22 protein-coding genes and 1 pseudogene are annotated in these 19,904 nt (G+C 66.9%); 10 read left to right on the top strand and 13 right to left on the bottom strand.

Annotation, left to right across the window (positions count from 1 at the left end; genetic code table 11):
- Positions 1–6 precede the first annotated feature (6 nt).
- Positions 7–1,866: an ABC transporter transmembrane domain-containing protein gene (locus tag B4A39_RS02985; protein WP_292033104.1), complete on the bottom strand. Its 1,860-nt coding sequence runs from the start codon at positions 1,864–1,866 to the stop codon at positions 7–9.
- 131 nt (positions 1,867–1,997) lie between these two features.
- Here B4A39_RS02985 and rpmE point away from each other — a divergent pair, with 131 nt between their 5' ends.
- A complete protein-coding gene (gene rpmE, locus B4A39_RS02980; RefSeq protein ID WP_105562861.1) occupies positions 1,998–2,222 on the top strand; it encodes a 50S ribosomal protein L31 in 225 nt (74 codons plus the stop codon).
- A gap of 163 nt (positions 2,223–2,385) precedes the next feature.
- Positions 2,386–3,942 carry a L,D-transpeptidase family protein gene (locus B4A39_RS02975; protein WP_292033101.1) on the top strand — a complete coding sequence of 519 codons (1,557 nt, stop codon included), beginning with the start codon at positions 2,386–2,388 and terminating at the stop codon, positions 3,940–3,942.
- Between the two features lie 25 nt (positions 3,943–3,967).
- Here B4A39_RS02975 and B4A39_RS02970 read toward each other — a convergent pair whose 3' ends face one another.
- Both B4A39_RS02970 and B4A39_RS02965 read right to left on the bottom strand, forming a co-directional pair.
- Entirely contained in the window at positions 3,968–4,459 is a 492-nt protein-coding gene (locus B4A39_RS02970) for a DUF1465 family protein (RefSeq protein ID WP_292033332.1), read from the bottom strand.
- Positions 4,460–4,598: 139 nt separating this feature from the next.
- Positions 4,599–4,802, bottom strand: a complete 204-nt coding sequence (locus B4A39_RS02965; protein WP_292033099.1) for a DUF1192 domain-containing protein — start codon at positions 4,800–4,802, stop codon at positions 4,599–4,601.
- A 79-nt stretch (positions 4,803–4,881) separates the two neighbouring features.
- On the opposite strand from B4A39_RS02965, the gene B4A39_RS02960 reads away from it, so the two are divergent.
- On the top strand, positions 4,882–5,853 hold the full coding sequence (locus B4A39_RS02960) for an NAD(P)H-quinone oxidoreductase (RefSeq protein ID WP_292033328.1): 972 nt from the start codon (positions 4,882–4,884) through the stop codon (positions 5,851–5,853).
- Between the two features lie 43 nt (positions 5,854–5,896).
- Here B4A39_RS02960 and B4A39_RS02955 read toward each other — a convergent pair whose 3' ends face one another.
- Positions 5,897–6,541 (bottom strand): beta/gamma crystallin-related protein, encoded by a 645-nt coding sequence (locus B4A39_RS02955; RefSeq protein ID WP_292033097.1) that lies wholly within the window; start codon positions 6,539–6,541, stop codon positions 5,897–5,899.
- 216 nt (positions 6,542–6,757) lie between these two features.
- Here B4A39_RS02955 and B4A39_RS02950 point away from each other — a divergent pair, with 216 nt between their 5' ends.
- On the top strand, positions 6,758–7,423 hold the full coding sequence (locus tag B4A39_RS02950) for a DUF1013 domain-containing protein (protein WP_292033095.1): 666 nt from the start codon (positions 6,758–6,760) through the stop codon (positions 7,421–7,423).
- Between the two features lie 71 nt (positions 7,424–7,494).
- Here B4A39_RS02950 and B4A39_RS02945 read toward each other — a convergent pair whose 3' ends face one another.
- Positions 7,495–7,668 (bottom strand): YdcH family protein, encoded by a 174-nt coding sequence (locus B4A39_RS02945; protein WP_292033094.1) that lies wholly within the window; start codon positions 7,666–7,668, stop codon positions 7,495–7,497.
- Positions 7,669–7,783: 115 nt separating this feature from the next.
- Between B4A39_RS02945 and B4A39_RS02940 the strand changes: the two genes are divergently transcribed.
- From B4A39_RS02940 to B4A39_RS02930, 3 genes are read left to right on the top strand one after another with little or no spacing between them, the layout of a single operon-like run.
- Positions 7,784–8,401: a UbiX family flavin prenyltransferase gene (locus B4A39_RS02940; RefSeq protein WP_292033092.1), complete on the top strand. Its 618-nt coding sequence runs from the start codon at positions 7,784–7,786 to the stop codon at positions 8,399–8,401.
- Positions 8,398–8,865 (top strand): TIGR02444 family protein, encoded by a 468-nt coding sequence (locus tag B4A39_RS02935; RefSeq protein ID WP_292033091.1) that lies wholly within the window; start codon positions 8,398–8,400, stop codon positions 8,863–8,865. Before B4A39_RS02940 ends, B4A39_RS02935 begins: the two co-directional genes overlap by 4 nt.
- A gap of 39 nt (positions 8,866–8,904) precedes the next feature.
- Positions 8,905–9,129 carry a YdcH family protein gene (locus B4A39_RS02930; protein WP_292033090.1) on the top strand — a complete coding sequence of 75 codons (225 nt, stop codon included), beginning with the start codon at positions 8,905–8,907 and terminating at the stop codon, positions 9,127–9,129.
- A 13-nt stretch (positions 9,130–9,142) separates the two neighbouring features.
- Here the strand turns inward: B4A39_RS02930 and B4A39_RS02925 are convergent, their stop codons facing one another.
- Positions 9,143–9,709, bottom strand: coding sequence for a GGDEF domain-containing protein (locus tag B4A39_RS02925; RefSeq protein WP_292033324.1), 567 nt, complete (start codon positions 9,707–9,709; stop codon positions 9,143–9,145).
- A gap of 135 nt (positions 9,710–9,844) precedes the next feature.
- On the opposite strand from B4A39_RS02925, the gene purE reads away from it, so the two are divergent.
- Together purE and B4A39_RS02915 are read left to right on the top strand one after the other, a co-directional pair.
- Positions 9,845–10,336 (top strand): 5-(carboxyamino)imidazole ribonucleotide mutase, encoded by a 492-nt coding sequence (purE, locus tag B4A39_RS02920; RefSeq protein WP_292033088.1) that lies wholly within the window; start codon positions 9,845–9,847, stop codon positions 10,334–10,336.
- A gap of 1 nt (position 10,337) precedes the next feature.
- Positions 10,338–11,435 carry a 5-(carboxyamino)imidazole ribonucleotide synthase gene (locus B4A39_RS02915; RefSeq protein WP_292033085.1) on the top strand — a complete coding sequence of 366 codons (1,098 nt, stop codon included), beginning with the start codon at positions 10,338–10,340 and terminating at the stop codon, positions 11,433–11,435.
- Between the two features lie 4 nt (positions 11,436–11,439).
- Here B4A39_RS02915 and B4A39_RS02910 read toward each other — a convergent pair whose 3' ends face one another.
- Positions 11,440–12,120: a COQ9 family protein gene (locus B4A39_RS02910; RefSeq protein ID WP_292033083.1), complete on the bottom strand. Its 681-nt coding sequence runs from the start codon at positions 12,118–12,120 to the stop codon at positions 11,440–11,442.
- 189 nt (positions 12,121–12,309) lie between these two features.
- Here B4A39_RS02910 and rpsU point away from each other — a divergent pair, with 189 nt between their 5' ends.
- A complete protein-coding gene (gene rpsU, locus B4A39_RS02905) occupies positions 12,310–12,552 on the top strand; it encodes a 30S ribosomal protein S21 (RefSeq protein ID WP_184271562.1) in 243 nt (80 codons plus the stop codon).
- A 127-nt stretch (positions 12,553–12,679) separates the two neighbouring features.
- On the opposite strand, the gene B4A39_RS02900 is transcribed toward rpsU, so the two are convergent.
- From B4A39_RS02900 to B4A39_RS16400, 6 genes and pseudogenes are all read right to left on the bottom strand, one after another.
- A complete protein-coding gene (locus tag B4A39_RS02900) occupies positions 12,680–14,125 on the bottom strand; it encodes an ABC transporter permease (RefSeq protein WP_292033081.1) in 1,446 nt (481 codons plus the stop codon).
- Positions 14,122–15,090: an ABC transporter ATP-binding protein gene (locus B4A39_RS02895; protein WP_292033079.1), complete on the bottom strand. Its 969-nt coding sequence runs from the start codon at positions 15,088–15,090 to the stop codon at positions 14,122–14,124. The genes B4A39_RS02900 and B4A39_RS02895 overlap by 4 nt, the downstream gene beginning before the upstream one ends.
- Positions 15,091–15,189: 99 nt before the next feature.
- The gene (locus B4A39_RS02890; RefSeq protein ID WP_292033077.1) at positions 15,190–15,816 is read right to left on the bottom strand and encodes a M23 family metallopeptidase; all 627 of its coding nucleotides are present in this window, start codon (positions 15,814–15,816) and stop codon (positions 15,190–15,192) included.
- A 239-nt stretch (positions 15,817–16,055) separates the two neighbouring features.
- On the bottom strand, positions 16,056–17,858 hold the full coding sequence (locus B4A39_RS02885) for an autotransporter domain-containing protein (RefSeq protein ID WP_292033076.1): 1,803 nt from the start codon (positions 17,856–17,858) through the stop codon (positions 16,056–16,058).
- A gap of 98 nt (positions 17,859–17,956) precedes the next feature.
- On the bottom strand, positions 17,957–19,201 hold the full coding sequence (serA, locus tag B4A39_RS02880; protein WP_349679242.1) for a phosphoglycerate dehydrogenase: 1,245 nt from the start codon (positions 19,199–19,201) through the stop codon (positions 17,957–17,959).
- A gap of 120 nt (positions 19,202–19,321) precedes the next feature.
- Positions 19,322–19,846 (bottom strand): annotated as a pseudogene (locus B4A39_RS16400) (HAD-IB family phosphatase); the annotation flags it as partial.
- Positions 19,847–19,904: the final 58 nt, after the last annotated feature.

Here is a 19,904-nt window from a genome sequence, read left to right as displayed (position 1 = left end):
CCCCGCCTAGCTCCCCTGGAACTGCAGCGCCGCCAGCCGCGCATACAGCCCGCCGCGCGCGGTCAGCTCGGCGTGCGTGCCCTCCTCGACCACCTTGCCGCCGTCCATGACGGCGATGCGGTCGGCGCGCAGGACGGTGGCCAGACGGTGGGCGATGACCAGGGTGGTGCGTGTCTCCATGGCCTGATCCAGCGCCGCCTGCACCAGACGCTCGTTTTCGGCGTCCAGCGCGCTGGTGGCTTCGTCCAGCAGCAGGATCGGCGCTTCGCGGACCAGAGCCCGCGCGATGGCCAGGCGTTGCCTCTGGCCGCCCGACAGGCTCTTGCCGCGCTCGCCCAGCGGCGTGTCGAAGCCCTGCGGCAGGGCGTCGATGAAGCCCAGGGCCTGGGCCTCGTCGGCGACCATCCGGGCCTCCTCCAGGGTCGCAGCCTCGCGACCGAAGCGGATGTTCTCCAGCGCCGACCCCGAGAACAGGGGCGCCTCCTGCGACACCCAGGCGAAACGGTCCCGCACCTCGACCGGATCGGCGGCGCGCACGTCCACCCCGTCCACGGACACCAGGCCCGATTGCGGATCATAGAAGCGCAGCAGCAGGCGGAAAACGGTCGACTTGCCCGCGCCCGACGGCCCGACCAGGGCCACGGTCTCGCCCGGACGCACGGTCAGGCTGAAGCCCTTCAGCGCCGGCAGGTCGGGACGGCCCGGATAGGCGAAGTCCACGGCCGACATCGACACCTCGCCCAGCGGCGGCTGCGGCAGGGCGACCGGCGTCGCGGGCGGGGCGATGGCGGGCACGGCCCGCATCAGCTCGTCGATCCGCTCCATGGCCCCGGCGGCCTTCTGCACGTCGCCCCAGCTTTCGCCCAGCGCCCCCACGGCCCCGGCGGCGAAGACCGACAGCAGGACGAACTGCAACAGAGCGCCCGGCGTCATGGTCCCGGCGATCACGTCCTGCGCCCCCAGCCACAGCACCAGGGTCACGCCGCCGAACATGACCACGATGATCATGGCCGTCATGACCGCCCGCGCCCGCATCCGGATCAGGGAGACGCCGAAGGCCTCCTCCACCGCCGCGCCGAAACGGCCGATGGCGCTCTTCTCACGGCCAAAGGCCTGAACCGTCTCGATGGCGTCCACGCTCTCGCCAGCGAAGCCGACGGCGTTGGCGAAGGTGTCCTGCGACTTGACCGTCAGCTTGCGCACCTGCCGGCCAAAGATGAACAGCGGCACGATCAGCACCGGCACGATCAGCAGCACGAAGCCGGTCAGCTTGGGGCTGACGAAGAACAGCAGGATGACCCCGCCGATCAGGGTGAAGAAGTTGCGCAGGGCGTAGCTGACCGAGGTGGTCAGCAGGGTGTCGACCAGTTGGATGTCCGTCGTCAGGCGCGACAGCACCTCCCCGGTCCGCATATGGGCGAAGAAGACCGGGTCCAGCGTCAGGATGCGCTTGAACAGGGCGGTCCTCAGATCGGCGATGACCCGCTCGCCGGTCTTGGTCACGTAGAAATATCGCAGGGCCGTCGCCAGCCCCAGAATCAGGGCGTTGGCGCCCAGGATCAGGAACCACAGGTCGATGTCGCGCCCGCCGTTCTCGAAACCGTTGTCGATGGCCCCGCGCGCCGTCGCCGTCAGCCCCAGCGACGCCGCCGTCGAGAACAGCAGCCACAGACCGGCGATTCCCGCATCCAGCCTGTGCCGCATCATGAAGGGCAGCAGCCGCCCCAGCGGCCTGATGTTGCGGGTCTTGGCCCGCTTGCCGCCCGCCTCGTCCATCTGCTCGACCAGCAGGGCGCCGGCGCCGGGGCGGCCCCTCGCCGCTGAACTGGCTTCTTGAGAGACGGAAGGCGTGGAAACTTGGGTCATGCCCGCGCTCTTGCCCCGGAACGCCCCCCGGTGTAAACGCCGCCCCTCATTCCCGCCGCAGCCTCGGCGGGTTTCTCTATTTACGCGCATTGACGGTCGGCATCGTCGCCGCGCAGAGACGGATTAGATCGATGAAAGCGGACACGCACCCCGACTACCACTTCATCACGGTAGTGAAGCCCGACGGAAGCACCTTCCAGACCCGTTCGACCTACGGCAAGGAAGGCGCCTCGCTGGCCCTCGACATCGACCCGTCGACCCACCCCGCCTGGACCGGCGGCAACGCCCAGATGCTGGACCGCGGCGGCCGCGTGTCGCGCTTCAACAACAAGTTCGGCGGCTTCATCAAGAAGTAAGCCTCTGGGCCCTTCGCAGGGCCTGCGACATAGTCGCCACAGAAGCGCCGGTCCGATGGGCCGGCGCTTTTTGTTTGCCCGGAACGTCGATAACATGGGGGCGTTCGATCCTTCGGGGCGCAGGCGACGGGTCTGGCGCCGGACCGGACTAAGAGTTTTGAGAATGAACCGACGGGAATTGGGCTTTGGCGTCGCGACGACGACCCTGACCCTTGGCGCGGCCTCGGCCGCCATGGCGCAGAACCGGCCGGTCGATCCCCAGGTCTTCATCGCCGGCTTCGACGCTCAGGCGGCTCGTCTGCCCGAGTCGGTTCAGGCCGACGTCCGCGCCGTCTATCAACTGACCGGCGGCAAGCCGATCTGGACCGCTGACCGCCTCCGCATCCTGCAGGAGGTCGCCGCCGGCGCCGAGCGCCACGCCCTGCCCGTCAGCGACTTCTTCGACTTCGTGGGCCTGGCCGCCGACCCCAGTTCGGCCGAGATCCGCACCACCGCCGCCGCCGTCACCTATGCCCGCGTCCTGGCCGAGGGGCGCGTTCGCCCCGAAACGGTCGAGGAGCTGTGGGAGATGCAGAAGAACAGCGTCGACATCCCTCGCGGCCTGACCCAGGCGGTCACCGCCAATCAGTTGGGCCAGTGGTTCGACAACCTGGCCCCCACCGACATCGGCTACACCAATCTGTCGGCCGGTTACGCCCGCTATCGCCGCCTCACCCGCGCCGGCGGCTGGCCCGCCTTCCGTCAGGGCGGCACGATCGAGCCTGGGACCAGCGACAACCGCATCCCGGCCCTGATCGCCCGTCTGGTGGCCGAGGGCGACCTCAGCGCCGCCGCCGGCGAGCGCCTGAAAGGCAACCTCGTCTACGGAACCGAGCTGCAGCAGGCCGTTCGCAGCTTCCAGACCCGCCATGGCCTGGGCTCGGACGGTCGCATCGGCGCGGGGACGCAGCGCTCGCTCGGCGCCTCGGCCGAAGACCGCGCCCGTCAGATCGCCCTCAATCTGGAGCGCCGCCGCTGGCTGAAGCGTGACCTGAATCCCGAGCGGATCGAGGTCAACACCGCCGCCGCCATCATGGTCTACTGGAAGGACGGCAAGCCGGTTCACTCCAACCGCGTCGTGGTCGGCTCGGCCGAGAACCAGACCCCCAGCCTGGAAAAGCCCTTCGCCTCGGTCGTGGCCAACCCGCCCTGGACCGTGCCCATGGGCATCGCCCGCCGCGAAATCCTGCCCAAGGGGCCGGGGTACTTGGCCGCCCATGACATGTACATCAACAAGGACGGCTGGGTGGTGCAGCGCGCCGGCCCTCAATCCTCCCTGGGCTATGTGAAGTTCGAGCTGCGCGACAGCTACGCCATCTTCCTGCACGACACTCCGTCCAAGGGCGCCTTCAACCTTTCGGTGCGCCAGCGCAGCCATGGCTGCGTCCGGGTTCAGAACGCCGTCGAATTCGCCCGCCTGTTGCTGCAACCCGACCCGGCCAAGCTGGCCGAGTTCGACACGGCGCAGGACAGCCGCGAGACCACCCGGGTCACCACCGGGCGCGAAATCGCCGTCCGCCTGCTCTACTGGACCGCCTTCGTCGATGGTCAGGGCCGCGTGGCCTTCCGCGAGGACGTCTATCGTCGCGATGAAAAGCTGGCCCAGGCGCTCGGCATTGCGGTCAGCCTGCCGCGCGTCGTCGCCGACGGGCCCAGCGACGCCAACGACGTCGGGCCCTAGGACCGGATTTCAAGGATTCGGGGGCTCAGCCCCCGAACGCCGCCTGCAGGCGATCCAGCTGGCTCTGCACCGGATTGACGGGTTGGACCTCATCGCCTCCCAGATACATACGCTGGTCCAGGTGCAGGACCCGATCGTACAGCTTCTCGGCCCGCACCGCGTATTCGATCAGGGCGATCGGCAGTTCGCGATGGCTGGGCTCGCCTTCGACCTTGCGGTCCGCCAGCCTGTAGCGCGGCTCACAGGCGGCGTCGGCGCTCATGTCGTCTTCGCGCACGGCGCGCTGCACCAGCAGCCAGGAGGCGATCTGCATCAAGCGGGTGGTCAGCTTCATGCTCTCGCCCGCATAGGCCAGCGCCGCAGCGCGAGACAGCAGCCTCGAATCCTGGCGACCATCGCCATCGAGATAGGCGGCGGTCTCTTCGACCAGCTCCATCCCCTCGCGAAACGTACGGTCAAACAGTTCCGAGCGCGCGAAATCCAGCACCTCAGCGCTGCGCGAACGCGATCCGACCATGTCAGCGTCGATGGCAGTCAACTCGGTTCTACCCATGAAGTGTCACGCGCGTCCGTCAAACTCGCGGGTCACAACGACTCCGCACGGACTGGAACTGCAATCGTCATGCCACGGATTACCGGATCGCGGGAGAGGCTTGTCAGCGGAAATTGAACAGGGCGTCCGCCGCGCTACGCTTGGAGGACTTGCCCTCGATGGCGGTTCTGGAGCGCGCGATCTCGGCCTCCAAGGCCGTGATGCGCTCATGCAGTTCGTCCACCGCGTAGAGGTCGAGGTCCTCACGCCCCAGCGCTCTCAGCGCCTCGCCGCCCTGGGGTCGGGGTTCCAGGTCTTCGAACGTCATCACCGCCTCCGTGGCCAGATTCCACACGAACCCGTATGAAAACGCCCCAATGACGACGATTGCAAGCGGCGGAGGCATCATGCGGGTCATCGAGATTGAAGGCGGCCAGGGACCGGCCGAGGCCTTGCGTCTGGCGGAACGACCGCAGCCGACGCCTGGCCCCGGCGAGATTCGCGTTCGCGTGCGGGCCGCCGGCGTCAATCGGCCCGACATCGTCCAGCGGCTGGGGCATTATCCGCCGCCGCCCGGCGCTTCGGACATCCTGGGCCTGGAAATCGCCGGCGAGGTCGAGGCCGTGGGACAGGATGTGACCCGCTGGCGCGTCGGCGACAGGGTGTGCGCCCTGCTGGGCGGCGGGGGCTACGCCGACTACGCCGTGGTCGACGCCCGCCACGCCCTGCCCATGCCCGACGGTCTCGATTTCACGCAGGCTGCAGCCCTGCCGGAGACCGCCTTCACGGTCTTCGCCAACGTCTTCGAAGGCGGCGGGCTGAAGGCGGGCGAGACCCTGCTGATACACGGTGCCACCAGCGGCATCGGCGTCATGGCGATCCAGATGGCCAAGGCGGCGGGCGCCCGCGTCATCGCCACCTCGCGCGGCGCGGCCAAGGCACAGGCCGCCCTAGCTCTGGGTGCCGACGTCAGCCTGGACGCCACCACGGGCGATCTGCTGGCTGGAATCAAGGCGGCAGGTGGTGCCGACGTCGTGCTGGACATGGTGGGCGCGGCCTACGCCGAGTTGAACCTGAATGCGCTCAAACCCGGCGGACGCTGGGTGGTCATCGCCACATTGACCGGCGCCCTGGCCCAGATCGACTTGATGCGGGTCATGCTGAAACGGATCATGCTCACCGGCTCGACCCTGCGCAGCCGCCGCACTGATGAAAAGGCGCGCCTGGCCAGCGTCGTCCACCAGACGGTCTGGCCCTGGGTTGCGGCCGGCGCGGTGCGCGCCAGGGTGGAGGCGACCTTCCCTCTGGAACAGGCCGCCGCCGCCCATCGACGCCTCGAGGCCGGCGACCACATCGGCAAGATCGTTCTGACGCTCTGAGCGCCAGACAAAAACGGGAGGCCGAAACCTCCCGTTTCCCTGCCTACCAGTTGCCGCCGCGACGCGCGGGACGCAGCGACGAAATCCGGTCGTTCATGCCGGTGCGCGCCAGATCACGCACGTCATTGCTTATGACCTGGCAGCGGCCGCGATAGTTGGCGTCTTCGCACACTTCCCAGCTGCCGCGTCCCAGGCGCATCGAACTGATGGCGTCGTTCAGGCCGCTGTTGCGAAGGTTAGGAATGGCCTCCCGGAAGGTCATCGAGCGTCCGCGGAAATTCGCGTCCTGATAGACCGTGATGGTCGTATCGCCCCAGCCGGGTCCGCCGTTGCCGCCGCCGGGGCCGCCGGGCCAGCCGGGGTTGTTGCCATTACCGCCTCCGGGGCGACCACCGTCCTCGAAATCCCCGCGATGCCCCTGGCAGACCAGCAGGCCGTTGTCATTGGCGATGTCGCTGCTGGAGCACCGCGCCAGTTCGATGGAGGTCTCGCGCATCCGGTTTCGGGTGTCGCGACAGTCGGCGTACAGCCGGCCCTGGTTGACGTAGCTCCCAGTGCAGCTTTGAGCATAGCTGCCGCGCGGCGCACCCCGGGCCTGCGCCTGGGCTTCGGCCGGGGTGACGTTGACCGCCGACAGTCCGCCGGTTGCTGCAATCACGCCAGCGGCTGCAATCAAGAACCTTTTCATGGGACGGTCTCCTCCGCATCTCCCACGGCGCACAACGCGCCCTTAGCCTCACAGTTCAACAGATCAGATGAACCTTGGCTGTATGGCGCGGCCAGACGGCGTTTTCTTTTATCATGAATGGGCCTATACAGAGGTTCTCAGCGCCCGGCCGAAAGGTCGGGCGCCGTCGATTCAAACGCCCGACTTTCGGGCCGCAAACGCCGGGACGCACGCCCCATGACCGACATCCTGATGCCCAAGGCCACCGCGGTCTGGCTGGTGGACAACACCTCGCTCTCGTTCGAGCAGATCGCTGATTTTTGCGGACTGCACCCGCTTGAAGTGCGCGGCATCGCCGACGGCGACGTGGCGCGCGACATTCGCGGCGTGGATCCGGTCACCGGCGGTCAATTGACGCGCGAAGAACTGGAAAAAGCCCAGGACAACCCCGACTACCGCATGAAGGCCGTCATCAGCCGCCATGCCGAACTGCTGAAGCCGTCCAAGACCGGACCGAAATACACCCCCGTCTCGCGTCGTCAGGACCGCCCGGACGCCATCTCCTGGTTCGTGCGCAACCACCCGGAAGTGACCGACGCCCAGATCGCCAAGCTGCTGGGCACGACCAAGTCCACCATCGAGAGCGTGCGCAACCGCACCCACTGGAACTCGGCGAACATCAAGCCGGTCGATCCGGTGACCCTGGGCCTGATCGGTCAGTTGCAGCTCGACGAGATCGTCAAGAAGGCCGCCGACAAGAAGGCCAAGGACGACGCCAAGTCGGGCGGCGGCGTTCTGCAGGCCATCGAGGCCGAGCCCGAGGAGCCCGAGTTCGTGCCGGAAGAGCGCGTGCGCCCTGGCGCCGAGCCGACCGCCGAATCGGTCTTCGGCAAGAACGACTGATCCTTCGCCGGAACATGAAAACGGCCCCGAAGATCGATCTTCGGGGCCGTTGTTGTTTTCGGGAGGCCGCCCTAGTGGGTTCTGGCCTCCAGACTGGTGATCTCTTCCTTCAGCCTGAGCTTTCGTTGCTTGAGTTCCCTGATCTGGATCGGGTCCGCGGTGGGTCTCCGCGACTCCTGCTGGATCATTTCATCCAGCGACCGGTGCCTGTTTCCCAGTTCGCGAATACGAGCCTCGATGGTCATGGCTTGCGCCTCCATGTCTAAGGGACCACTACACAGAACGCTCGGAACGACGGCCTGTGGAATCACATTGCGGTGACCCTCAGCCGCTCCGAACACGGACACTGTGGAAGTCAAAATGGCCGATGATGTGAACTCGACCATACGGAACCCGAAGCCGTCGCGGTTGGTCGTTGGAATCTCTGGCGCTTCGGGCGTGATCTATGGCGCGCGCGTCCTCGACGCCCTGCGCGAACTGGGTGTCGAGAGCCATCTGGTGGTCACCAAGGCCGCCCTGCTCACATTGTCGCAGGAGACGGATCTGTCGCCTGACGATCTGATGTCGAAGGCGGACGTCGCCTACAAGCTCGCCGATGTCGGCGCCGCCATCGCCTCGGGTTCCTTCCGCACGATGGGCATGATCGTGGCCCCCTGTTCGGTCCGGACCATGAGCGAGATAGCCACCGGCGTGACCTCGACCCTGCTGACCCGCGCCGCCGACGTCGTGTTGAAAGAGCGCCGCCCCCTGGTGCTGATGGTGCGCGAGACCCCGCTGCACCTTGGCCACCTGCGCACCATGACAGCCCTGGCCGAAATGGGCGCCACCATCGCCCCGCCCCTGCCCGCCTTCTACGCCCGCCCCGCGAGCATCGCCGACATGGTGGACCAGTCGGTCGGCCGGGCGCTGGACCTGTTCGGTCTGGACTGGTCCGCCGTGCGCCGCTGGGAAGGTCTGAACGCTGGCACATCGGCATGAGCGACTTCTGGACCTGGGCGGTCGCGGCCTATGAGGCGCCGGGCGTGGCCGAGGCCTGCCTGAGTCTGCAGGACCATAACGAACAGAACGTGCCCCTGCTGCTCTGGGCCGCCTGGGTCGCCGTCACCGGCCGTCGCCCGGATGAGGAAACGATCGAGGCCGCCTGCGACGCCGCCCGCGCCTATGACTCCGTCATCGTCGCCCAGCTGCGCGCCGTGCGCCGCACGCTGAAGGCGCCCATTCCCGACATCGACAATGACCACCGCGAGGCCCTGCGCCAGCAGGTCAAGGCGCTGGAGCTGGACGCTGAGCGCCGACTGATGCTGGAGTTGGAGGCCCTGGCTCCTACGCCCTCGGGCGCCCCACGCCGCGCCATCGACGGCCTGGCCGAGACGGCGAAGTTGTGGGCGCGGGTCGTGCCGCGCCCAGCGCTTACGACATTGGCCGATCGCCTTCCCGCCTGAGCCTCAGTCGGCTATGAACAAGGACGTCCGGGGCGAGCCATGAACGACGATCAACCTTTCCTGTCCGATGAGGACCAGCAGCTTCGGGACCAGTTGAAGGCGCTCCAGCAGGAGCATGCCGATCTTGACGCCTCCATCGAGGCGCTGGGCCACATGCCCATTCCCGATCAACTGCGGATCGCGCGCCTCAAGCGCAAGAAGCTGGCCCTGCGCGACGAGATCGTGAAGATCGAAGACCGCATCCTGCCCGACATCATCGCCTAGGCCGGCGAAAGGCTTAGCGGGCCTTTTTCCGTAACCACATGGCGGCGTCGGCTTCGGACAGCCAGACCTCGGGGTCGGTCTGGCCGGCATAGGCGCGAACGCCGAACGAGCCGCCCAGCGCCACGGTCGAACCGTCCCAGACAAAGCCTTCGGTTTCCAGCGACGCGGCCAGACGTTTCGCCTTCTCTCGCCCCTCGTCCGCGCCGGCGTTCATCAGTAGAAGCGCGAACTCGTCCCCACCCAGGCGCCCTACGGCGTCGGACTCGCGCACATTGGCCAGCAGCAGGTCCGCGACGGCCATCAGGGCGGCGTCGCCCGCAGCGTGCCCCAGACCATCGTTGACGCCCTTGAACCCATCCATGTCGAGATAGAGCAGCGCCGCCTCCACCTCATGACGGCGGCAATAGGCCATGCTGCGGTTAAGCACGCTCATGAAGCCGCGCCGGTTCAACGCCGGCGTCAGAACGTCGTGGTCAGCCAGGGCCTCAGCTGTCTCGGCGCGCACGGTCAGGGCGGCGACTTCGGCGCGCAGCCGTTCGATCTCGGCGTGCAGATCAATGCCTGCAGTCGGTTCGGCCACGTGATTCAAGTCAGGCTCCGGCGTCGCGAATCAAGGCCGACTCAGGGCCATGCGACGGAGATGATTCTAGCGACCTTGGTTGCGGGCGCAACGCGCGTGCTGTAACGGGCCGCTTTCCGTGTGGGGAGCCTTCGCATGACCGCCTCGACGCCACCCGTCGCCATCATCATGGGCAGCCGGTCCGACTGGCCGACCATGAAGCTGGCCGCCGAACGCCTGGATCAACTGGGCGTCGCCTGGGAAGCCAAGGTCGTCAGCGCCCACCGCACCCCCCAACGCCTCTATGACTTCGCGACGAACGCCAGGGCCAACGGCCACAAGGTCATCATCGCGGGCGCCGGCGGCGCTGCCCACCTGCCCGGAATGGCCGCCTCGATGACAGACCTGCCGGTCCTGGGCGTGCCGGTGCAGTCCAAGGCGCTGAAGGGCATGGATAGCCTGCTCTCCATCGTCCAGATGCCCGGCGGCGTGCCGGTCGCCACCCTGGCCATCGGCGAGGCGGGCGCCGCCAACGCAGGCATCCTAGCGGCGCAGATCCTGGCATTGTCCGATCCTGCATTGGCCGAGCGCCTCAACGCCTTCCGCGCCGCGCAGACCCTATCCGTCGCCGAAACCGTCGAGGACTGACTTGCCCCAGTTGCCCCTGAGCCCCGGATCGACCCTCGGCATTCTCGGCGGGGGCCAGTTGGGCCGGATGCTGAGCCAGGCCGCCTCACGCCTCGGCTTCGACGTGGTGATCCTCGATCCTCAGCCGGACTGCCCGGCCGCCCGCGTCTCGCGCGCGCAGATCACTGCGCCCTATGACGACCCCGACGCGCTGCAGGCCCTCGGCCGCCTGTGCGACGTCGTCACCTTCGAGTTCGAGAACGTCCCCGCTTCCTCGGTCGAGACCCTGGCCGAGGCCGGTGCCCTGGTCGCGCCTGGGCCAACCGCGCTCGCCGTGGCGCAGGACCGGGTAGACGAGAAGACCTATCTCAACGCTGTCGGCGCCGTGACCGCCGACTTCGCCGCCGTCACGACCCTGGACGACCTGACCGCCGCCATCAGCAAGCTTGGTCTGCCCGCCGTGCTGAAGACCCGCCGCGAGGGCTATGACGGCAAGGGCCAGGTCTGGATCCGTGACGCCGCCGACGCTGAGGCCGCCTTCAACGCCATCGGCCGCCGCCCCGCCGTTTTGGAAGCCGCCGCCGTCTTCAACCGCGAACTGTCGGTGATCGCCGCGCGTGGCCATGACGGCGAAGTCGCCGTCTATCCCCTGGGCGAGAACATCCACGCCAACGGCGTGCTGAAGACCACCCTGGCCCCGGCCGCGGTCGACGCTAGGACCCAGGCCCGCGCCCATGAAATCGCCGCCGCCGTCCTCGACGGCCTCGACTACGTCGGCGTCATGGGGATTGAGCTGTTCGACATGGGGACCGACTCTGAAGGAAAGCCCGTTCTGCTGGTGAACGAGGTCGCTCCGCGCGTCCATAACACCGGCCACTGGACCCAGGACGGCTGCGTCTGCGACCAGTTCGAACAGCACATCCGCGCCATCGTCGGCTGGCCGCTTGGCCCCACCGAAGCCCACGTCCGCATCGAGATGACCAACCTGCTGGGCGACGAGGTCGATCAGTGGCGCGCTCTGGCCGCCGAGCCCAACGCCCGTCTGCACCTCTACGGCAAGCACGAGGCGCGCGCAGGTCGCAAGATGGCGCACGTGAACCGGGTGATGGGCTCGATCTGACCTTTCAGGGCGAAGGAGTCTCTTCCTTCGCTCCGTAGCGCAGCCGCCCCAGTGCGTCCGTGACCGCCTTGATCGGTGCGTCAAAGTCCTTGCCCGCCTTCCACTTCTCGAAGGCCATGACGTTCTCGATGCGGCGGGCGACGAAGGCCTCGGCCGCCTCACGCCCATCGAACCAGCGCATGGTCAGGGCCGGGATCAGGATGCCACCCAGAATGGCGCGCTTGGAATAGTGATTCTGGTCTGTCGCCGTATCGCCGGCCCAGCGCCACAGATCGTCGGCGCTCTCCCACGCCAGCTTGAACCCCAAGTCCATGTTGGTCGGGAGGGCCAGAAAACCGGCGCAACGCTTGGCCGCCTCGAGATCTTCGGCGCCCGCCTCCATCCGCGCCGAGACGGCGGCGGCGATTCTCTCGCGAATCTTCATGGTCTCGGGCGGCGTCGCCTCCAGCGCCTTTAGCGCCTTGGCGTCGTGACGCCGCGACAGCAGGACGGCCAGGTCCCGCGCGCCATTGGGCAAAAGCAGTTCCTCGTCGCCCAGCGACAGGCCGTTGGCCTCGCAGGCCGCGCGCACCAGCCGGCTGTTCCAGCCCAGCGCAGGCGCACGTTCAATGACGGCGTCCAGGACGACCTGCTCCATGCGAGAGGCCCAGTCGGTCTTGGGAACGGTGTCTGCGATCTGGATCATATCCCCAGAATAGTCCGGTCTTCCGGGCTTTTCGACCCATCACGATTGCCTGTGTCGATCTGGACAGGCCCCCGTGGGTCGTGTATCAGCGCGCCTTCATCCGAGAGCCCTGTCTTTCGGGAGAGTTTTTATTTTGTCTGCCCGTCTCCCTTCGAAAGGACGCGGCGGGCGGCCAAAGGAGAGATAACCCTGGTTCAGATTTTCGTCCGCGACAACAATGTCGATCAGGCGCTCAAGGCCCTGAAGAAGAAGATGCAACGCGAAGGCAGCTTCCGTGAAATGAAGCGCCACGTGCACTTCGAAAAGCCGTCGGAAAAGCGCGCCCGTCAAAAGGCTGAAGCTGTCCGTCGCGCCCGCAAGCTGGCCCGCAAGCGCGCTCAGCGCGAGGGTCTGCTGCCGGCTCCGAAGCCCCGGGTTCCGGGCGGCCGTTAATACGGCCCCAGCCCTAGGCTAAAAGATCAAGGCCCGCTCCAGGAAACTGGAGCGGGCCTTTTCTTTGTCCGACAGGGAGCGCCCCGCCCCATTGAAGGGGCGAAGGGGCGACGGGACCTTCACCGCCTTAACTTCCCCCGCGCACGGCGCCGAGGAAGCTCTTCCAGTTCAACTTCACATCCGACAGGGCGCCAGCGCGGAAAGCCCGGCCAGCGACCCAGACCATCAGGGCGGCGAACAGGAACATACCGATCAAGGCGCCGATGATCTCGATCAGCGGCGGGCCGCTGGGCGCGCGCGCAGCCATGACGAAGGGCGTGAAAGGCGGGATCAGGCTCATCACCTTGACCACCGTCGCATCGGGCGTGCGAATGGCCATCTGCATGACGATCAGCGGGACAAACAGCACCATCATGATCGGTCCCATCAGGGTCTGGGCGTCGCGCGGCGTCTCGCAGAAGGCGCCGATGGCCGCGAACAGGACCGCGTACATCAGATAGCCGCCGACCATGAACAGCAGGAAGTAGATCAGCAGGCCGTTGCTCATCAGAACCGAGCCGATGTCGCGCGCCATGTCCGGCGCAGCCACGACCAGACCGATGCCGCCCAGTCCGCCCCAGGCGGCCAGCACGGTCAACGTCAACAGGGCCACGCCCAGCACCTTGCCCGTCAGGATTTCGGTGGCCGAGGCCGAGGACAGCAGAACTTCCAGGATCTTGTTCGACTTTTCCTCCATGACGCTGTTCAGCAGGATGGAGGCCCCTGTGATGATCAGCGACCACAGGATGAAGCCCACCGCCAGACCGACCACAGTCGGCAGCTTGTCGCGGAACGAGACCTCTCCACCCGATCGCGCCTTGGGCGAGAAGACCGACAGGTCGGGACGGAAGCGATCCGTCTGAGCCACCACGCTGGGATCGATGCCGCTGGCGGCGAAAACCTGACGTCGATTGACGTCCTTCAGCGCATCGCGCACGGCGTCCTCGACCGCGTCGTCGGTGGCGCGGGCGGTCCAGACGCGGGCGCCTGGCTGACCGTTCACTTCGGTCAGGAAGACGACGCTGCTCAGCTTCTGTCCTTGCGACGCGTCATCGCCCAGATATCGACGGGCCAAGGCGTCGCGGGCCTCGCCCGGCGCGGCAGCCAGGATGTCCGCCGGTGGCGCGACCAAGGTCAGGCTGCGTTTCGGCGTCTCGAAGGCCGCGCCCGCCCTGGGGGCTTCGCGCTTCAACGCGGCCAGACCAGCCTCATAGCCCTCCGCCTCGGCGACCTGGCGCACCCGATCGCCGCCCGCCACGCCGGCTTCAGGAATGGCGGCCATGCGCAGGGCGCTGATGTCGCGTCTCGCCTGTTCGTTTTCCAGAGACTGACGCACGGCGGCGGCAAGGCCAGACCCCGTCGGCGCTTCATCGACGAGCGCGACCTGCCGCACGGGTTCAGCGTGGCTCATCAGGATGGGAATGGCGCCGCCCAGCACCCCGAACAGGGGGAAGGCCAGCAACGACAGCCAGAAACCGACGGTTTTGGCGTAGGCCATGAACTCGCGGCGTGCGATCAGAAGGGTGCGGTTCATCGGGCGACCTCCGCCTTGACGGCGTCGCGAGCGACGCTCTGATCCTCATCGGGATGATCGCCGGTCAGGGCGATGAAGGCGTCATGCAAGGTCGGTTCCTTGATCTGGAAACGGCGCACGTCGAGGCCGCTCAAGAAGGCCGACTTCAACGCCTCCTGCCCGCCTGCGCCTGGCGCCAACCCGGCGCGCAGCGTGCGCGCGCCGTCCTGCTCGGTCAGAACCTCGACGCCGCTCACCCCCGGCAGTGCGGAAACAGAAGCGACATCCAGCGCGCCCTCCAATTCCAGGAAGCGGGGCGAGGTCGCACGCGCCTGATCCACCGTGCCCTCAAAGGCCTTCCTGCCGCGCGCCAGGAGCACCACCTTGTCGCACAGACGCTCGGCGTGCTGCATGACGTGGGTCGAGAACAGGACCGTCGCCCCGTCGGCGGCCAGGGCGCGGATCATGGCTTCCAGCCCTTGCTGATTCATCGGATCCAGCCCGGAAAACGGCTCGTCCAGGATCACGAATTCGGGGCGATGCACGACCGAGGCGATCAACTGGACCTTCTGAGCCATCCCCTTGGACAGCTCTTTCATCTTCTTCTTCTGGGCGTCGCCCAGCCCCATCTGCGTCAGCATCTCGCGGGCGCGCTTGCGCCCCTCGGACGCGGGCACGCCCTTGAGGCCGCCGAAGAAGGCGATGGCGTCCACGGGCGTCATCTTCTTGTAGAGGCCGCGCTCCTCCGGCAGGAAGCCGATCCGGTCGCGCACCTTGCGCCCATCGTCGGCGCCGAGGATTTCAATACGACCCGAGGTGGCCGGCTGCAGGCCCAAGATCATGCGCAGGGTCGAGGTCTTGCCCGCGCCGTTGGGGCCGAGAAAGCCGCAGATCGTGCCCTTCTCCACCTCGAAACTGAGGTCGGAAACGGCCTGAAAGCCGCCATAGGTCTTGCTGATCCCGTCCAGCGTCAGCGCCGCAACCATGCCATTCCCCTCGCAAGCGTCGGAGCGAATCCTAACGGGGCGACGGCGCAAATGGAAAGGGCATTTTACATTACAGTTCGGTCATGAAGCCGAAGCCACCTATTTGGGCGCGCTGACCTTCACGTCGAAAGCCTGCCCCACGACCTTGGCGGGGTTCACCTGACCGCCATTTCGTCGCACCTCGAAATGCAGATGCGGCCCCGTGGAATAGCCGGTCGAGCCGACCAGCCCGATGCGCTCGTCCGAGGCCACCGCCTGACCCACATGGACGTCGATGCGGCTCAGATGGCCGTAGACGCTGCTCATGCCATTCGGGTGTTTGACCTCGATAAAGTTGCCGTAGCCGCCGGCCTGAAAGCCCGCCCGGACCACCCGCCCCTCGGCCGTGGTGTAGACGCTGGTGCCCTGGGGCGCCGCGATGTCCACGCCCTTGTGCGCACGCGCCTTGGCCTCGATCGTCAGCTTGCGAAGACCGAACGCCGAGTTGACGCGGTAGCCCTTCACCGGCGCGTCAAACTGCACCTTGCGCGTGACCGGGCCTGCGGGCTTGGCCACCGCCTGAACCGGCGGGGCGGCGGGCGCGGACAGGGGTTCAGCCGTGTCCGACGGCAGGCTGGCCGCGCCGAGGGGCGCGCCGGCCATGGCGAGAACGGCGGTAACGGCGACAACGCTGGTTTGACCAAAGCGGATCGCCAGCGGCCTCACGGCCGGAGGAAAAAAACGCATACTGAAACTGCACTCCAGGCGCTCGATCCACGAGCGGGAGGGCCGTCTTGGTCACGCGAAAAGAGGTGCGCTGGTGGCGGAAACGCTCGCCGACGGCCGGGGTTGATCGCCTTTTGCCATCACACCGGGACGCGAATGGGGCCGCGTCGGGGCGACAAGGCGTCGCACCAAAGGAACCCGGAACGAGAAAGGCAGCGCAGACGAGCCGCGCGGCCTTTCCGATTATCTAGCGGAACGCTCTACAGCGGCAGGGTCAACATGATCCCGCCCATGTGGCTGTCAGCCGCATCGCCAAAGCGGCCCTTGTATCCGACGGAAACCTTCAGCCGGTCCATCACCGTGCCTTCGATCCCAACCGACGCGAGGAACTGACCGCCCCAGGGGTCCTCGATCTCGCGCGACAGGACCTGGGCGGGATTGCCCGCGATTCCCGTGCGTACGGCGGCGCTGTCGTCGCTCAGAGAGTCGCGATAGCCGCCCTCGGCGTAGAACTGGAACTGATCAAGCTCCAGCTCGGCGCGCAGAACCACCTCAGCCGTCGTGGATTGCACGGCACGATCCTTGTAGTCGTACTGCGCCGCCGGCCCTTGCTCGGTGAAGCCGTCAACGTCGCTGTTGACCCACACCACGGCTGCACGCGGCGACAGAGCGATGCCGCCCACGTCGAACCACATCCCGCCTTGCAGACGCGCGCCCGTCGACACGCCACGGGTCGAGCCGGTGTGAACCACGGGAGCGAGCGAGGTCAGTCGGCTGACGTCGTTGAAATCGTCCTGGGCCACGCCTGCTGCAGCGTTGATGAACACATCCCCGGAGCGCCAGCCGCCGTAGATGTCCAGGCCAAAGGTATCCAGATCGAAGTTCAGGCTGCCAGCGTCCACGTCAGCGTTGCGATAGCTGCCCGCCAGACCGAATTTCAGCGTCTCGCTGCCGCCTTCCAACGCGATCCGGACGCCATAGCCGTCCGAGGTCGCCTCGCCGATGGCTTCGCGCGCGTCCGTCTTGGTTCGATCCACCAGGGCCGAGACGGAAATGGATGTGCCGGCGGTCCAGGCCTCTCGCTCCGACAGGCCGGCGGTGGCGTCGTCCAGAGCGTCCTCTCGGTGTCGCCCGGCTGTCTCGCCCAGCAGGGAGGTCTGGGACCCGAGGTCGCCGTAGTACAGATAGTCGTTGGCCAGACGCGCGATCGCAGCATGGCCTGCTGCGGTGGGATGCACCCCGTCGAAATAGAAATAGTCATTGGGATTGGAGCAGACGGTCACCCCGTTGAAGCAGGGCTGAGTGACGTTGCTCACGCCGAATGCGCTGGGATTGGCGGCGATGACGTCACCGATCTTGAACAGGTCCATCATGATGATGTTGGTGCCGGGACGCGCCGCCGCCGTGGCGTTCAGCCCCGTCAGCAGAGCGCCGTTGAAGGTGGTCACGGCGTAGTCGGCCAGAGGCGCTGCGGCCGTGCCGCGAAACTGCGGCGTGAGGCTCAGCTTGGGCAGGTTGGTGACCAGAATGGTTCCCGCCCCGGCCTGGGCCACGCCACCGACGATGAAGTTGATGTCCGAGGCGGCGCTCAGCGCCACCGGCGCGATGCTGCCCTGGGGATTGGCCGAAGCGCCCGCCGCCGGCAGGCCCTGGAATATGTTGTTGGCCCCGCCCAGAATACTGACCAGATCCCCGGCGCCGAACGTTCCGCCCCGCGACTGATACTGAGAAAGCTGCAACCGCATCCCCAGAGGAGAAGCCTGGCTGTCGGTGCGCGCGCCGCCAAAGGCGTAGTTTATGCTGCCCGTCACCGGACCCGTGAAGTTCGCAGCATTGAAGCCCAGCCGCTCGGTGAAGACCGGCCCGCTGGAGAAACGACCCTGATAATAGGGCGGCGACGCTGGCGTCGTCCGACCCGACGCCAGATAGAGGTTGCCGTTGTCGGACAGGCTGTCGCCGAAAACGACCAGCCGATTATAGGTTTGCGCCCCGGCGGCGCTCGCCGTCGACAGGGCCGCCAGACTCAATGCGGCGACGGCCGCTCCACGAAGAAAACGAGACATCGGTGTTCCTCCCTCGACCGTCAGTGTGCGGTCGTTATGCGGGAGGATGCGCTGCTTTGCCGCAAGCGCAAGATGCCCCTAGGGAATCTGAACAGTGATCAGTGAAGGATTCTGAAGCGGACTGTGCCCGGCAAGTCACGCAGAACCTTCAGCACCTCGGGATCATAGCCCCGATCCACGTCGGTGATCACATAGCCTGTCTGTTCGTCGGTTTTCAGATGCTGGCCCAGGATATTGAGGCCTGCCGACGACAAGGCCCGGTTGAGCTCGGCCAGAACCCCCGGTTGATTCCGGTGGATGTGCAGCAGGCGGTGGGCGCGCGAGACCTCGGCCAATTGCACGTTCGGCAGGTTGACGCAGAATGTGGTGTCGCCCCGGTTGAGATAGCCCAGCAGTCGCTCGGCCGCGAACTCGGCTATGGCTTCCTGCGCCTCCTCGGTCGAACCGCCGATGTGGGGGGACAGGATGACGTTCTTCAGGCCCTGCAAGGGGCTGGCGAAGGGATCGGCGTTGGTGCGCGGCTCCTCGGGGAAGACGTCGACCGCTGCGCCGGCGATCCGACCCGACTTCACCGCCTCGGCCAAGGCGTCGACATCAACGACGTGACCGCGCGACAGGTTCAGGAACAGGGCGCCAGGCTTCATCCTGGCGAACTGGGCCGCGCCGATGACGTCGGCGTTGTCCTTGCGCCCGTCGACGTGGAGGCTGACCACGTCAGCCTCGGCCAGCAGGGCGTCAAGCGAGCGCATTCTCCGAGCGTTGCCCAGGGCCAGACGTTCCGACAGATCGTGGAAGATAACCCGCATTCCCAGACCCTCGGCCAGAACCGACAGCTGCGAGCCGATAGCGCCGTAGCCGACGATGCCCAGGGTCTTGCCGCGCAGCTCGCGCGAACCGGTCGCCGACTTGTTCCACTGGCCCTGGTGCATGGCCGCCGACTTGTCGGTCACATCGCGCATCAGGACGATGGTCAGGCCGATAGCCAGCTCGACCACCGAACGGGTGTTGGAATACGGAGCATTAAATACCGCCACGCCGTGCGCTGCGGCGGCGTCCAGATCGATCTGGTTGGTGCCGATGCAGAAGGCGGCGACGGCCAGCAGGCGGTCGGCGTGCTCCAGAACCCGCTTGCTGACATTGGTCTTGGAGCGAATGCCCAGAACATGGACGCCCTTGATCGCCTCGATCAGGTCGTCCTCGTCCAGCGCGCCCTTCATCGTCTCGACAGTGTAACCCGCCTCCTCCAGCCGCTCGACGGCGGCGGCGTGGATGTTCTCCAGCAGCAGCATCTTGATGCGGTTGCGCGGATAGGACCAACGCCCGGCGACGCCTTCGGCGAACAACACCTCATCCAGAGAGGCGGCTGTCGCGTCGGCGACCTCTACGACCTTCTGACGGTTCACCACTTCGGTGAAGGCGTAGAAGCGATCGGCGGCGCCGGCCAGCTTGACCTCGGCGTCGGTCCAGCCGTCGCCGACCATGACCACAGGGCCGGTCAGGTTCAGGGCCTTGATGACCTCGGGCTTGCCGTTGTCGCGCGACAGGGGGTTGGCGTCGTCCACGCCCGTGACGCGATCCTCGGCGTCATAGATCAGGTCGTTGGCCAGGACGTGATCTGCGGCGATTCCGAGACGGGCGGCCAAGGGCGCGATCACCTCACGGAAACCGCCTGACAGGATGTAGACCCGCTCGGCGTGGCGTTCGAAGAAGTCGACGTTGCGGCGGATCGAGGCGCTGGCCTCGTCCAGAATCCGGTCGGTCAGGGTTTCGACATGGCTGCGGCGCAGGGCCAACAACTCCAACCGGCGGCGCAGCGCCGTGCCGAAATCCACCTGCCCCGACATCGCCTGATCGGTCAGGGCCGCGATCTCGGCCTTGCGCGTCGCGGCGTCGGGAGCGTCCGACAGGGCGATGTCAGCGAGCGCTTCCAGCGTCTCGATGCGCACCAGAGTGGAATCGAAATCAAAGATGAAGACAGGCGAAGTCATGCGCCGGACCTAGCCCAGCTTCGCACCTGCAGCAATAAAAAGGGGGACACCAGCCCCC

It is taken from the genome of Brevundimonas sp. UBA4553 (assembly GCF_002387245.1).
In the GTDB taxonomy this organism is placed as follows: domain Bacteria; phylum Pseudomonadota; class Alphaproteobacteria; order Caulobacterales; family Caulobacteraceae; genus Brevundimonas.
The sequence above is the reverse complement of the archived record's forward strand: the minus strand, read 5'-3'. Positions and strand labels throughout refer to the sequence as shown.